We start from the raw sequence: 15,222 nt of genomic DNA, 5'->3' as shown, positions 1-15,222 counted from the left end.
ATTATAACACCAACAACAGCTTATCAAAATCACTTCACAATAACAACCTGAATGGTTTTTGTGAATTCATTTGTTTGAAGTGTTGCAAAATAAATTCCGGCCTGTAATGATTCTGCAGGAAGGGGAACGATGTTCAAACCTGGGAATCGTTTACCGTTGCTGATATGCATGACTTCCCTTCCATTGATATCATAGAGCTTTAATGAAACATCCATGGGTTTGATGAGTTCAAAACTCAGTTGCGTTGCAGCCATAGCCGGGTTTGGATAGGCTCTGAAGTTGAGCCTGCGCAACTCCGGAGAGTTGATGCCGGTTGTTACCACCGTAGCTACCGCAGTATTGGTAGCTGTACTTTCATTGTGAAAACGATCCAAAGCTGTTACTAGATAATAGTAAGTGCCGGGTAATACATTGTTATCATCAAAAGTGCTTATATCATTAGGAGTAATATGAAGCAACGCATTTACATCATTGAGATCAATGGTAGCAGTATTGAAACGATAGATGGCATATTGCCTTGCTTTATCAAGTTCATTGGGAGTAGAAGGTGTTTTGGTCCAGTTGAGTGTTACAGTATTTGCAGTAACATTAGCTGTTAAATTGCTGGCCGGTTGCGGTGCTGTATTATCTCTCCAACTCATGGCCGGTAATAATGCGGGCTTTGTGTACACGTATTGAGTGAGTGAATCACGAACAAACAAAGGATTGGCAATTAAATTTCCGGTTCTGAAAAATGTACTGCCCCATACGTTTGGCTGCTGACGGTTCAGTCGTACCTGGTTATTGATTTGAGATGGATTGGTCCAGTTTGCATCTGCATCCGCATTTACTTTATACACAGCATGACCAATGTAGATATGACGACCAAATGAATTGTTATTCCACCAGGGTGCTAATACACCGTAATTAGCCGCATTAAAACCAATACTCCAGTATACCTGTGGCGTTGCATAATCCAATAAACCATTTTGCAACCAGTAACGTGTGTCTGCATAGATATCACTGTAACTCTGTAGTCCATTCGTTGCAGAGCCATTTACCGGGTCACTGCTGCTGTTACGCCAGATACCGAATGGGGAAATGCCAAACTTTACCCATTGCTTAGCAGTTTTAATACTATCGTACATGCGTTGTACAAAAATGTTTACATTGTCTCTGCGCCAGTCATTTCTTCCGGCAGTGGTGTTGGGGAAGGTTCTTGGATCAGCGGTATAAGTAGCATCATCATTAAAACGGGGAGGGGCAGGCGAACCACCTTGTGATGGGTAAGGATAAAAATAATCATCAAAATGAACGCCATCAATATCATATCTCCGTAAAACATCCATCACCACACTGATCACATAATCACGAACGGCGGGAATACCCGGATCTAAAATGCGGTACGTGCCCTGGGAGAGTAACCACTCCGGGTGTACTTTGGCAACATGGTTGGCAGCAAAGTTGTTGATATTATTAAAATTATTAATGGCACGAAACGGATTGAACCATGCATGAAATTCAAGACCACGTGCACGGCATTCATCAATCATAAACTGCAGCGGATCATAGTACGGACTTGGAGGTGTGCCCTGTGTTCCTGTTAACGCCGCACTCCATGGTTCAATACTGCTGGGATACATGGCATCACACTCACTTCTTAATTGTACATACACGGCATTGATGCCGGTTTGTTTTAAGGTATTTAAAAGATTGATGAAAGCAGCTCTTTCCTGGTCTGGAGTTTGTGAAGCGTTGGTGGGCCAGTCAAGGTTAATGTAAGTGGCAATCCATGCACTACGCAGCTCACGCTTGGGGGGTGTTTGTGCTGACAGGTTGATTGCGAAAAAAAGTACGAAAGAAGCAATAATCAGTTGTTTCATGCAGAAATTGGATGTATTGCAAAATAATGATTTTTTGTTTTTTAAAACAATCTTTAAACTTTTTCGTTATTACGGCATCCAATAGCCTCAACCATTGTTATGAAACAACTCAACTTTCTTATTGCGGCACTTCTATTATTGATTTCCTGTAAAAAGTCTACAGAAGAACCGGCCCCAACACCAACAACTCCTGCTGTGCCTGTAATGTACTTTCCTCCTGTGAGTGGTACGACTTGGGAAACAACTGATCCGGCTTCTTTAAAGTGGAACACAACTGAGTTGAACAATCTTTATACCTACCTCGTTTCAAAAAATACAAAAGCATTCATCATTCTCAAAGATGGCAAGCTTGTAGCAGAACGTTATTTCGGAACATTCACGGCTGATAGTATCTGGTACTGGGCATCGGCCGGAAAAACAATGACGGGTATGCTGGTGGGTATTGCCCAGCAGGAAGGATTGCTTAACATCAACAATAAAACTTCACAATATCTTGGTAATGGCTGGACGAGTATGCCTCAGGCAAAAGAAGATTTGATAACTGTACGTAACCAGTTAACCATGACCACTGGTTTGGAAAACAATGTACCTGATGATGATTGCACTTTGCCATCCTGCCTGCAGTACAAAGCTGATGCAGGTACACGATGGTTTTATCACAATGCACCTTATACCTTACTTGATAAAGTAGTGGAAAACGCAAGCGGTCAAACTTATAATGCCTATTTCCAGAATAAGATAAGAAACCGTATTGGTATGAATGGTCTGTGGATTAAAAACGGGTATAATAATATTTATTACAGTAATACCCGTAGCATGGCCCGTTTTGGCTTGCTGATGTTGAATAAAGGCAAATGGGATGGGACTGCTATTCTTGCTGATACAAATTATTTTAATGCGCAGGTAAACACCTCACAAAATCTCAATCTTAGTTATGGTTATTTAACCTGGCTTAATGGAAAAGCTACACATATGCTTCCTGCAACTTCTCACGTGTTTAACGGAAGTTTTGCTCCCAATGCACCGGCTGATATGTATGCAGCACTGGGTAAAAACGATCAGAAAATTTATGTGGTTCCCTCGCAGCGGCTGGTGGTCATTCGTATGGGAGAAAGCGCCGGCAATGTGCAACTCGCTGTTTCCAGCTTTGATAATGAGCTGTGGGGAAAGTTAAAAGCAGTGATTCGGTATTGATTTTACAAACCTCTGCCTCCCGTTAATACGCTGTACACCTTTGGCATTGCAGCACGTAATAAAGCGCCTGTTGCAATACTGATGCCTGTAATGAGTACAGGAAGCAACAGGTAATCAGCAAGACGGTACAATGCTACTGTTTTGATGTAAGGTAAAATAAGTTGATGCGTATAGTTAATCAATGGCACATGAAGTGCATAAATGATAAATGAAAACGCACTCGTCCATACAAACCATTTTTTCTGCATACAGTATCTCACCAATCCATCACAACCGAACCAAACAGTAATAAAGCCGGTAAAGACGGTTATTTTATGCAGCAGCAGTAAAGTGATTCCATAGAACATATTGGGCAATGCATAAAATGCAAGAACCGTTTTTAAGATGCAAACAACGATGAAAACAGGAGCAATCCATTTCAGGTTGAGCCACCGGGGTACAACAGTGATATCCTTGTTTCGTTTAGCCAGCCAGATGCCTAATGAAAAAAACAACATTCCTTCTCCTTCAATAAAATGCAATCCAAACATCCCTAACCATAAGATGATACTGATCGGGAACCAGATTTTCGGAATTTTAATTACGGCCAGTTTCAAAAGAGGGTAGAGCAGATTGTAAAAAAACAAGACACGGACAAACCAGAGTTGAAAAGCAACCGGTACAAGTGTCCATCTTTCCAAGATGCCTTTCCAGCCTATTTGTGTATACGGACGGTTATCACCAAACTGATCTATTTGTGCATTAAAAACAGCTTTTGCCGTTACGGGAAACTGCTGCCATAAAAAAGTAATCAGTAATGCAATTGCACTCCAGATAAAATAGGGTAACAATAATGTACTGGTTCTTTTGCCGATGCGTTGGAGATAGGGTTGTTCATCACCCAATGCAAACAAATAGCCTGAAATGGCAAACAGCATCGGAATACGGAAACGGAATAAACCATTTGCAGTGAGATATTCAAAAAAGGTTGTAAAAGTTAAAGGCTCTTCTACAATGGTAAAAGGCTGCAGGTAAGAGTTGTTCAGATTGTATCCATGCACATATACCAATAAGAACATGGACAGAAATGAATAGAACTTAAACTTCTGGCTGATGAAAGGTTGAATGGTCATGCAAGTAATACGTTTCCGTAAAGAAACAGGTTACATGCTTTACTTAAGATCACATAATCATGTGGTATAGTGATAGCTTTTTGTTTACTTGAGATACTTATTAAAGAATTCAATGGTTCTGCCCCATGCCAGTTTTGCTGCATCTGCATTATAACGTTGTCCTGCTGTATCATTATGAAAAGCATGGTTTACACCTTCATACATATACAACTCATAGGTAATTTTATTTTCTTTTAAGGCTGCTTCATAAGCAGCAATACCTGCATTAATGCGTTCGTCCAGCGAAGCATAATGTAATTGAACAGCTCCTTTTATTTTGGGAACATCTGTGGCTGCAGCCTGACGACCATAGAATGCAACCGCAGCTTTTAATTCAGGAACACTTACTGCTAACGTATTCGCCATACCGCCACCCCAGCAAAAACCAACACATCCATACTTGCCGTTGCTATCTTTTCTTGTCTTGAGATACTGAAAGATGTTGATGAAGTTTTGTTTGGTTTCATCCTGGTTGAGTTTGGTAAACAAAGTGCGTGCTTCGTCTTCTACAGCAGGCGTTCCACCAAGTGGCGCTAAAGCGTTGGGCGCAATGGCTAAAAAACCTGCAGTGGCCGCACGACGTGCTACATCCTCAATATGTGCATTCAATCCACGGTTTTCATGAATTACGATCACTGTTCCGTACTTCGCTTCTTTTTTGGGTCTGGCCACATAAGCTTTCATAGGTTCGCCGGAAACAGAAGGATAAGTTATGTATTCAGTAAACAAATCATCAGCAGGTGTGGCCATTGCTTTGGCATAATTATTTTCCAGTAACGGAAGTATGGCCAATGCTGCAGCAGTGCTGCCGGTGAGCACTACCAAACGTTTCATGAAATCGTTTCTTGTTAAAGGCTTATGTGTATATTCATCATAAAGATTGATGATTTGCTGATCCATAGCTTTTTTATTTTGATGTAAAAGATAAGAAGAAGATGGCAAGTAGTGCTTACCGCTTACAAAACAATTTTCCTTAACTTACAGCTCCCTTAATTTACAACAGCATGAGAAGTTTTCTTTCAATGTGCCTGTTGCTGATTTTCCTCAGCAGTACTGCACAAAAAAAAGCATTGGTGGGCGGCACTTTAATTGATGGCTTTGGTGGTGATCCGCTCCGTAATTCCGTTATTCTGATCAGTGGTACTAAAATTGAAAAAGTAGGTACGATAGAAACCCTTCCTGTACCCGCCGGTTATGAAGTGATTTCAACAGAAGGGATGAGTGTGCTGCCCGGTCTTTGGGATATGCATGTGCATCTCATGATAAACGGTCATAGCGATTATCCGTATTGGGATAAAAAGTATCCACCACTGTTCCGTAATGTAATTATGCCGGCGGGTGCCCGTCAGTTATTAATGGCCGGTGTAACCAGTGCCAGGGATTTAGGTGCACCGCTGGAAGATATTATTGCTGTGAGGGACAGTATTAATAAAGGAAGAATGATTGGACCTACTTTGTATGTAAGCGGACCTTTTTTACAACATGCACCTTACCCCGGAACAGAACAATTTCGCTGGGGTGTGAATGGTCCAGCAGATGCAAGGGCTAAAGTACAGCGGTTAGCAAAAGGCGGTGTTGATTGTATTAAGCTTATTGACCAGGATCAAATGACGCAGGAAGAAGTAAATGCAATTGTAGATGAAGCGCATAAATGGAAATTAAAAGTGGTGGCGCATAGTCATCGGCCTGAAGAAATCAGAAGAGGAATGATTGCAGGCGTGGATTGTTTTGAACACACGGGATTGGCTACCGCACCTGAGTATCCGGAAGATGTGATGAAGATGATTAAGGAACGTACTGCCAACAGCAACACTAAATTATTCTGGTGCCCTACAGTTGAAGGACTGTTTAACAATGATTACAATATCCGTAATACAGAACATTTAGATGATCCCAGCTGGCAGGTAGGATTGCCTGACAGTGTTGTGAAGGATATCCGTAACTCATTAGCTCATCCATCACAGCTTTCTTACTTCCAGGTAACGCCGTACCGTAAGCCAACATTGAAAAGAAAATTTTCTCAGTTGAAAGAAAGCGGCGTTATTCTTTTAATTGGTACAGATAGCGGCATCCCCATGAAATTTCACAGTCAAAGCACCTGGAACGAACTTGATATCTGGGTTAGGGAAATGGGTGTTGATCCTATGCTGGCCATACGCTCTGCTACTTACTGGCCGGCTGTTTTTCATGGTGTGGAAGATAAAGTAGGTACGATTACTGAAGGCAAAACGGCTGATATTATTGCTGTTCGTGGTGATGTGCTGCGTTACATCAACCTGTTGCAAAAAGTTGATATGGTTATTAAGGGTGGGGTTAGAGTAAAATAAAAACTCCCATCAGCGAATCAACATAACTGTTCCTTTCTGCGTTATTTTTTTTCCGGCAAAAGGATCTGTATAATGCAACGTCCATGTATATAATCCAGCAGGCTGCGGTTGATTTTTAAAATCTCCGTTCCACTGGTATACAGTTGGTGCAGCCTGAAATACCTGTTCACCCATCCGGTTAAAGATGCGGAACTGCAGATCGCTTACTCCAAAACCGTTGAGTGGACCAAAGAGATCATTTAAACCATCGTTATTGGGAGTAAATGCATTTGGTAGCGAAACAAAACAACCGGCTTTTACACTGATACTTTTAGCGGTGCTTGCAACACATCCATTTTTTTGAACGGTGAGTATGACTGCAAAGTTTTTATCGATAGCTGTTGTATAAGTTTGAGCAGGTGGGTTCGGTTGATTACTGATGTTGCCGTTGCCAAAATTCCATTCATACGTCAAAGCTGCAATGCTTTTATCAGTTATAGTTATCAGTTGATTACTGCAGCCGATTGCAGGTATATCAAAGTCAGCTTTGAGTTTTTCTTCAAGTACAAATGTTTTTTCAAGGTTGGCAAAACATTGACCGTTGCTTACATAGAGGGAAGCAGTTTGTGTACCACCGTTTGTAAAAAGAACCACCGGTTGTTGCTGATTGCTGCCGGTATTATTACTGAAGTTCCAGTTCCATTGGTTGATTTCATTACCACCGGCATGAACAAAGGAAACAGTATCTGCAATACAGCCTTTTGCTATGGATATATTAAAGTCTGGATCAACTACACCTTTGATGCGAAAGCTTTTTCCTGAGCCAACAGGTGATGTATTGTTACATACATCTGTGATGGTGGAACCATCGCTGCCTGTTTTAAGCTGCAGATTATAATTGCCGTTTACAGTAATCGGATTTTGAAGTACAAGCTCAATTTGATTGGCAGTGCCGTTGCTGCATACAATAGTAGCTGATTGAACCGTTACAGCCGAAGGACCTGTAATGCTGAAATCAGAACCATCAGCAGCAATGCTGTTGCAAAGCGTTTGTTTGGAAAGCAGCAACGTTAGTTTATCAGGCCTGCAACTGGTGATGCTGATGGAATCAATTTGCGGATATGGCGTAACATTAAACTTTATTTCTGTATTAAGCGGAATGATGTTGCCGCAATTATCTCGAACAGTATTTCCATCAGTTCCGTTTTTAATAAGCAGCGAATAGCTGCCAAAAGGAAGCGGTTGTGCAAACTGCAGCAGTACAGAATCTGTTTCGCCGGCTGTACTGCAGTTAAACAAACGAATGTTACTGATAGCTGAAGCACCGGGAACAAGCAAAAACTCAGAACCTGATGAAGTAATGCTGGAACATTGTACCGGCTTGCTGAATACCAGCATCATTTGGTTTTGATTGCAGGAAGCTGTTTCAGCTTTTAAAGGAACTGCAATATCACCGCTGATATCTGCACTGCCTCCATCCACTGTTAATGCAAAACCACCCGGAAAACTGAGATTCGCAACCATGAGCAGGTAGGTATGGTTTTCTTTTAACTGCGGCATACTGCTGAAGGTATTGGCCGGGTTACCCTGCCCTGCAAACGTACGACATTGGATCAAAGAACTGCCCTGTGCAGATGCACCTGTAGGACCAATTGTGCCGGACCAGTTGCCGGCGATGGTTAAAAAGCGATCGGTAAAAATTTCATTGGGATTTTTTCCGGTAATATCAAACAGTTGCCAGTTAATATCATCCTCAGGTTTCCATGCTGCAATAAAAAATGCAAGTGAACCTGCTGTTTTGCAGGTGAATTTAAAATAGACTCCATTCAGATCTCCATAGCTGGTATTTTCATTGGTACAGCCCGGTAAAAAGAAACTGCCGTTAAAACAACTGGAAGAAGGTGCAATTGATTGGGTACCGTTTCCGCAAATGGTATAAGCTGAAGCCGGTGTTTGTCCCAGACGGCCGCAGGATTGTGCTGATACGTAACCCGTAATCAACAGCAACATGACACTATAAACAATCCGTAACGGCATACTATCCAAATATAACTAATATCCCACCTGCATCGTTGCGTTATAGTCGCTAAAAACAAAATCCCCCTCGCAGGAGGGGGATGATATTGTTACAAAAGACAAATTTATCAGCCTTTGGCAAACTCAGCACGGATTACATTGAGTGCACCGCCCGCTTTAAACCATTCAATCTGCTGCTCATTATAAGAATGATTCGCCTGGATGGTTTCGCTGCTTCCGTCTTTATGATTTAAAACAATCTGCAATGGTTTGCCGGGAACAAATGATAATAAACCTTCTACATCAATACTGTCGTCTTCCTGAATTTTATCATAGTCTGCTTTATCCGCAAATGTGAGAGCCAGCATACCTTGTTTTTTCAGGTTGGTTTCGTGAATGCGTGCAAATGATTTTACCAGCACTACACGCACACCCAGGTGACGGGGTTCCATCGCCGCATGTTCACGGCTGCTGCCTTCTCCATAGTTTTCATCACCCACTACAATGGTGCCAATGCCGGCTGCTTTGTAAGCACGCTGCGTTGCAGGAACAGGTCCGTATTCACCGGTGAGTTGATTCTTTACACTATCTGTTTTTTCGTTGAAGAAGTTGGTTGCGCCAATCAATAAGTTGTTACTGATGTTATCCAGGTGACCACGGAATTTCAACCAGGGACCCGCCATAGAAATATGATCGGTTGTACATTTTCCTTTGGCTTTGATCAGGAGTTTTAATCCTTTCAGATCAGTACCTTCCCATGCAGCAAAAGGATATAACAATTGTAAACGCTTACTGTCAGACTTCACATCAATGATCACACCGCTTCCGTCTTCAGCAGGCGCCTGGTAACCGGCATCTTCTACTGCAAAACCTTTAGCAGGCAATTCATCACCACTTGGAGGATCAAGTTTTACCTGTTCACCTTTTTCATTGGTCAACGTATCAGTAAGTGGGTTGAACGTTAAATCGCCGGCAATGGCTAAAGCAGTAACCAGTTCAGGGCTCGCTACAAATGCAAGTGTGTTGGGGTTACCATCTGCACGCTTTGCAAAGTTGCGGTTAAAGGAGTGAACGATGGTGTTGCGTTCCTGTTTTTCAGCACCCATTCTGTCCCACATACCAATACATGGTCCGCAGGCATTGGCAAAAACAGTTGCACCAATTTTATCAAATGTTTCGAGGAAACCGTCACGCTCAATGGTATAACGTACCTGCTCACTTCCGGGAGTGATGGTAAACTCAGCTTTTGTTTTCAATCCTTTTTCAGCTACTTGCTTGGCAAGACTAACAGCCCGGCTGATGTCTTCATAAGAAGAGTTGGTACAGCTGCCGATCAAACCAACTTCCACTTTCGTAGGCCATCCGTTTTTAGCAGCCACTTCTTTCATTTGAGAAATGGGTGTTGCCAGGTCCGGAGTAAAAGGTCCGTTCAAATGAGGTTCCAGTTCACTCAGGTTGATTTCAATTACCTGGTCAAAATATTTTTCGGGGTTGGCATACACTTCAGCATCGCCTGTTAAATATTCTTTGATGGCATCAGCAGCAGTTGCAACTTCTGCACGACCGGTGGCACGGAGATAACGGGCCATGCTTTCATCATAACCAAAGGTGGAAGTTGTAGCACCAATTTCTGCACCCATGTTACAGATGGTTCCTTTACCCGTACAGCTCATGCTGGTAGCACCTTCGCCAAAATATTCAACGATGGAGTTGGTACCGCCTTTAACTGTAAGGATACCGGCCACTTTCAGAATTACATCTTTAGGAGCCGTCCAGCCGTTGAGTTTACCCGTAAGTTTTACACCAATCAGTTTGGGCATCAGCAGTTCCCAGCTAAGGCCGGCCATTACATCACAGGCATCAGCGCCACCCACACCAATTGCAATCATACCCAATCCACCGGCATTTACCGTATGGCTGTCTGTACCAATCATCATTCCGCCGGGGAAGGCATAGTTTTCTAACACCACCTGGTGAATGATACCGGCGCCCGGTTTCCAGAAACCGATACCGTATTTATTAGAAATAGAAGCAAGGAAATTATAAACCTCTTCATTATCAGCCACTGCTTTGCTCAAATCACTCTTGCCTTCATTTTTGGCAACAATCAGGTGGTCGCAGTGAACCGTAGAAGGTACAGCTACTTTCTTGCGGCCGGTAGTATCAAACTGTAAAAGAGCCATTTGTGCCGTGGCATCCTGCATAGCTACACGATCGGGCGCAAAATCTACATAGGCTTTCCCTCTCTGGAAATCTTTGATTTCAACTCCCTTCCACAAATGGGAGTAGAGAATTTTTTCAGCAAGTGTAAGCGGGCGACCCAAGGCTTTACGGGCTGCATCCACTTTGGCCGGCATTTCGGCATATGTCTTTTTAATGAGGTCGAGGTCAAATACCATGAAAGAAAGTTTTAGTGGTGAAAAATTGCGGGGCGAAGTTACCAAAATATGACGTTCTCTAAACCTTTTATCTTCTCCGTTTGTTAATACATCTGTAATTTCGTGAACATGAACCGCATCCGGCACTTCATAGAATGGAATTTATTTGGGGTTTGCACATTCCTGGGCGAACGCTTTCATATCTCTACCTCTACCATCCGGAAGTATTTTATTTATATCTCTTTCCTCACGTTGGGCTCGCCGGTATTATTTTATTTCATTATTGCCTTTTGGATGAATATTAAACAATACGTTTGGTATACAAAACGGAATCCTATCAGGTGGTAACACAATATTTATCATTGCATTTCTGCTGATTTGTATTTAAATTGAGGGTAGTACCATGTTTAGGTTTGAATACACATACCCTGACTATGAACTCCTTGTTGAAGCGATGGCAAAAAAAATGAATGCCCGTCTCAAGGAAGGTTGGTTATTTATGCCGGAAGAGTATGCAAAAGGTTACATCCGTTACCTGAAGCTTCCAAACGGTATGCAGGTAAATATTATTAATTGTACCGCTACTACTGACTGGTATTTTCACCGCATAAAATCAGAAGAAGAATATTACACACTGCGGTTTGATCACATAACTGTGCCGGATAAACTGGAGGTTGGTGTGGGTGAAGAGTTACTGAAACGGAAGAATGAAGTTTTTGCAGTGGCTTATCTTACCAGTTCCGTTAATGACTGGCTTTATCATGCAGCGCCGGGTACTTCCATTAAAGGAGTTAATATCCTTATTACAAAAGAGGAGTTAGGCCGGCAGTTAGGTATTGAGATGATGGAAAAAATTCTCCCGTCTTATATAGCTCTCCGTAACAAAAGTGTTACCATGGAGCCGCTGGACTCTTTTTATATGCAACTGCTCAATGAAATTATGGACGAGGAGCCGGATACGCCTTTCCCTGAACTGCATGTAATGAACAGGGTACAGTTGTTGCTGGAGCGTTTTTTCAACCGGATTAAAGACAGGGTTGATATTGCAGATGTGGAATCCAATTTTAAACCGGAAGATATTCAAACCATTATTGAGATTGAAAAGCAAATGGTAGCAGATTTCTCAGGCAAGCCTCCATCCATTAATAATTTATCAAGGAAAGCAGCCATGAGCGCTACTAAGTTTAAAAATCTTTTTAAAGCGGTTTTCGGAACGCCGGTTTATGAGTATTACCAACAGCGGAGAATGCAGAAGGCCGCTGAACTTATGAAAGAAAACAAGTATTCAGTTAAGGAAGCAGGATTAAAGGTAGGATATACAAATACCAGTAACTTTGCAGCAGCTTTTAAAAAGCAGTTTAATCAATTACCTCAGGATTATTATGTAAATTTAAATAACTAGCGAGAGGTATTGTGCTGCGGGGTCATTAACACTCAATTCACCTTTTAAAATGGTTCATTTTTCTTATAACGATAAAAGCTATCTTACGTTTTACCCAAAGTTTGCTGAAAAACTTTCATCAACTTTTGAAAACAACAGGATCATTCTCAACCCGGAAACAGGAAAAGGAACGCTGGAAATGATTCCACTGGGCGATGGCATTTATGCATCTGTTACCAATTTCCGTTTGAATATTGATTTTAAGTTTTGCCGTAAGAAGGTAGAAGAACCTTTTTTCATTCTTCATTTTGATGAAATGAAAGCCAATAAGGATTTTGCCCTCAGGCTGGATGGTGAATTATTCAAAGCAAAAAGCCATGCCCTTACAGCAGCTATGCTTACCTGCAGTTTATTTGATCTTTGTTATTTTTTACCGGCGCATACCCATAAACGCAGTGTTAATATCATTCTTACAAAGGATTGGATAAAGAAATATATGAACATGGGTATTGATGATGAAGGAATCTGCCAAACTTTTTTTAACCTGAAACTGCAGCATCTCACACACGAACCATTTAATACGGAATACCGCACTTACTTTAACCAGATTTTTGATACACCTGCAGATAAACCCATGCGGGAACTACATATCCGCAATGCAGTAATGATGCTGATCGAAACTTATTTCAGCAGACTTTATAAAAAGCAAAAATCAATTTCAGAACTGCCCACCCGTAATATGCAGGCCCGTGACCTTTACAAACTCATGGAGGTGGAATCATTATTGGTGAAAGATTTTTCTAAAGCACCACCCACCATCGTGGATCTTGCAGCTTATACCGAAATGAGCGTTTCCAAATTAAAATCTTCCTTTAAAAAAGTATATGGTACGGGCATTTATGAATACTTTCAAAAGAACCGTATGCGTAAAGCACAGAACATGCTGCTTACACACCGCTATACCGTAAAAGAAGTAGGCCTGCAGTTAGGCTATACTAACCTCAGTAATTTTTCCCTTGCCTTTAAAAAAGAATTCGGCATTCTTCCGAGTGAGTTATAAAAATTTAGAATAAAAAAGACCCGTTCAACGGGTCTTTTTTATTCTGCTTTATTCATCAAGACTTATAAGTATTCCTAACCTGAATTGTAATTGCTGCAAAGGACTGTTATAGACTCTTGCAATGGTATGGTTGTGAATATTATTGGTATTCACGTTTGTAAATGGAATAGCCCATTCTTTACTTCCATCATTGGCAGTGGGAGGTGTTGCTACCTGTTGCAGTTGTTTTACATTGATGTATTCCATTTCATTACCCCTGATTTGAGTAACGGATAGATTCAGGCGTATGTAAGGAATGCCCAACTGCATATCTCGTTTGGATAAAAGATTCACCAGCAAACCACCGCCATAACCCCATACCATATTTCTCTTACGAAAGGTTACATCATTTTCTAATGGTACACATTCATCGCCACCCACCTGGTCTTCATGTACATTAATACGTACTCTTGTGCCCAGTGTTTGCCGGCCGCCGGTAACATGTACATACGGAATAACTTTCTTGTCTTTTAAAATTTCATAACGCAGGTTGAGATGAGAAAAGTTGGCAAAGTTGATGTAGTTCACCATAAAATCAGTTGGTGTTTGTACCACATCGCTCTGGAATGTTTGTTCGATTCTTTTCTTACCGTACCGGCCTGTACCAAATTCAGTACTCACAACAAATTTGTTTCTTAAGATGGGAATGCGATAACCAAGCTGGGAGCTGAAACCATTGGCCGCATTAATATTATCGGCCATACTGCCCCTGGGTGTTTGATTAACATAACTGACACCCCATTCAAGGTGCTGGCCCATGGTAACATGAGAAAGTAAAAGGAAAAGCGGGAGTAGAAATTGTTTCATAGAAAGAGTGTTGGTGATGTATTAAAGTTACAAAACCGTTCACGCTGTTAATGAAACGCTGCTGTTAAAAAATATGCAAGAAATAAAACTGTTGAAGAGAAAACTTACGCCACTACTGCTTTTCTCAACGTAACCAATTGTTGTAATAATCCTTCCAGTAAATCAAGACGCAACATGTTTGCTCCATCGCTCAATGCTTTGGAAGGATCAGGATGTGTTTCGATAAATAATCCATCAGCACCTGCTGCAATAGCTGCTTTGGCAATGGTGCCAATCAATTGCGGATTACCACCGGTAACGCCGGTTGTTTGATTGGGTTGCTGAAGCGAATGCGTTACGTCCATAATCACCGGTGTACCATGTTCCTGCATCCATGGGATATTTCTGTAATCAACTACAAGATCAGTATAACCAAAAGTGGTACCACGTTCTGTAAGCATTATTTGATCGTTACCTGCTTTCTTTATCTTGTCCACTGCAAACTTCATGGATGGTCCGCTCAGGAACTGACCTTTCTTAACGTTCACAATTTTTCCGGTAGCTGCTGCCGCCAGCAACAAATCTGTTTGTCGGCACAGGAAGGCAGGAATCTGCAAGATGTCAATATACTTCGCTGCTTCGGCTGCTTCATCATGCGCATGTATATCTGAAGTGGTGGGAAGCTGAAATGCATCGCCCACTTTTTTTATCAGGTGCATCCCTGTTTCATCACCCAGACCTGTAAAAGAAGAAGCACTGGTTCTGTTGGCTTTTCGGTAACTGGCTTTGAACACATAAGGAATGCCGAGGTTTTTGCAAATGGTTGATACTTTTTCGCCCACCTCCATTACCAGTTCTTCGCTTTCCACTACACAGGGTCCGGCAATGAGGAAAAAATTTTTCCCGTCGTAGGATTGATGACGGAACAGATCTGTAAGAAATTGTTGCATGGGCGCAAAGATAAGTTCTATTGCCGGAGATGAAAAAGAGTGAAACAGATTTGTGCCAACTGCGAAAGAAGTACTGGAAATTTTGAGGAATTACTCTAC

General features: G+C 41.7%; 12 protein-coding genes. 5 read left to right on the top strand and 7 right to left on the bottom strand.

Annotated elements, in window-relative coordinates:
- Positions 1 to 29: 29 nt before the first annotated feature.
- A complete protein-coding gene (locus PDL71_RS14390) occupies positions 30 to 1,862 on the bottom strand; it encodes a family 10 glycosylhydrolase (RefSeq protein WP_407522273.1) in 1,833 nt (610 codons plus the stop codon).
- Positions 1,863 to 1,961: 99 nt separating this feature from the next.
- On the opposite strand from PDL71_RS14390, the gene PDL71_RS14385 reads away from it, so the two are divergent.
- Positions 1,962 to 3,056 carry a serine hydrolase domain-containing protein gene (locus PDL71_RS14385; RefSeq protein ID WP_407522271.1) on the top strand — a complete coding sequence of 365 codons (1,095 nt, stop codon included), beginning with the start codon at positions 1,962 to 1,964 and terminating at the stop codon, positions 3,054 to 3,056.
- Positions 3,057 to 3,058: 2 nt separating this feature from the next.
- Here the strand turns inward: PDL71_RS14385 and PDL71_RS14380 are convergent, their stop codons facing one another.
- Both PDL71_RS14380 and PDL71_RS14375 read right to left on the bottom strand, forming a co-directional pair.
- A complete protein-coding gene (locus PDL71_RS14380) occupies positions 3,059 to 4,168 on the bottom strand; it encodes an acyltransferase family protein (RefSeq protein WP_407522269.1) in 1,110 nt (369 codons plus the stop codon).
- An 84-nt stretch (positions 4,169 to 4,252) separates the two neighbouring features.
- A complete protein-coding gene (locus PDL71_RS14375; RefSeq protein ID WP_407522267.1) occupies positions 4,253 to 5,107 on the bottom strand; it encodes a dienelactone hydrolase family protein in 855 nt (284 codons plus the stop codon).
- 104 nt (positions 5,108 to 5,211) lie between these two features.
- On the opposite strand from PDL71_RS14375, the gene PDL71_RS14370 reads away from it, so the two are divergent.
- Positions 5,212 to 6,534: an amidohydrolase family protein gene (locus PDL71_RS14370; RefSeq protein WP_407522265.1), complete on the top strand. Its 1,323-nt coding sequence runs from the start codon at positions 5,212 to 5,214 to the stop codon at positions 6,532 to 6,534.
- Positions 6,535 to 6,543: 9 nt separating this feature from the next.
- Here the strand turns inward: PDL71_RS14370 and PDL71_RS14365 are convergent, their stop codons facing one another.
- Together PDL71_RS14365 and PDL71_RS14360 are read right to left on the bottom strand one after the other, a co-directional pair.
- Positions 6,544 to 8,550 carry a gliding motility-associated C-terminal domain-containing protein gene (locus PDL71_RS14365; RefSeq protein ID WP_407522263.1) on the bottom strand — a complete coding sequence of 669 codons (2,007 nt, stop codon included), beginning with the start codon at positions 8,548 to 8,550 and terminating at the stop codon, positions 6,544 to 6,546.
- Positions 8,551 to 8,657: 107 nt separating this feature from the next.
- On the bottom strand, positions 8,658 to 10,928 hold the full coding sequence (locus PDL71_RS14360) for an aconitate hydratase (protein ID WP_407522261.1): 2,271 nt from the start codon (positions 10,926 to 10,928) through the stop codon (positions 8,658 to 8,660).
- A 108-nt stretch (positions 10,929 to 11,036) separates the two neighbouring features.
- On the opposite strand from PDL71_RS14360, the gene PDL71_RS14355 reads away from it, so the two are divergent.
- From PDL71_RS14355 to PDL71_RS14345, 3 genes are read left to right on the top strand one after another with little or no spacing between them, the layout of a single operon-like run.
- On the top strand, positions 11,037 to 11,255 hold the full coding sequence (locus PDL71_RS14355; RefSeq protein WP_407522259.1) for a PspC domain-containing protein: 219 nt from the start codon (positions 11,037 to 11,039) through the stop codon (positions 11,253 to 11,255).
- A 55-nt stretch (positions 11,256 to 11,310) separates the two neighbouring features.
- Positions 11,311 to 12,309: a helix-turn-helix domain-containing protein gene (locus PDL71_RS14350; RefSeq protein WP_407522257.1), complete on the top strand. Its 999-nt coding sequence runs from the start codon at positions 11,311 to 11,313 to the stop codon at positions 12,307 to 12,309.
- 49 nt (positions 12,310 to 12,358) lie between these two features.
- Complete coding sequence (locus PDL71_RS14345; RefSeq protein ID WP_407522255.1) at positions 12,359 to 13,348, top strand: helix-turn-helix transcriptional regulator; 990 nt, start codon at positions 12,359 to 12,361, stop codon at positions 13,346 to 13,348.
- A 48-nt stretch (positions 13,349 to 13,396) separates the two neighbouring features.
- Here the strand turns inward: PDL71_RS14345 and PDL71_RS14340 are convergent, their stop codons facing one another.
- Entirely contained in the window at positions 13,397 to 14,194 is a 798-nt protein-coding gene (locus tag PDL71_RS14340) for a hypothetical protein (RefSeq protein WP_407522253.1), read from the bottom strand.
- A 104-nt stretch (positions 14,195 to 14,298) separates the two neighbouring features.
- Positions 14,299 to 15,123 (bottom strand): 3-deoxy-8-phosphooctulonate synthase, encoded by an 825-nt coding sequence (gene kdsA / locus PDL71_RS14335; RefSeq protein ID WP_407522251.1) that lies wholly within the window; start codon positions 15,121 to 15,123, stop codon positions 14,299 to 14,301.
- Positions 15,124 to 15,222 lie beyond the last annotated feature (99 nt).

Origin of the sequence: Lacibacter sp. MH-610, from assembly GCF_045780045.1 — a bacterium.
GTDB lineage: Bacteria > Bacteroidota > Bacteroidia > Chitinophagales > Chitinophagaceae > Lacibacter.
The sequence above is the reverse complement of the archived record's forward strand: the minus strand, read 5'-3'. Positions and strand labels throughout refer to the sequence as shown.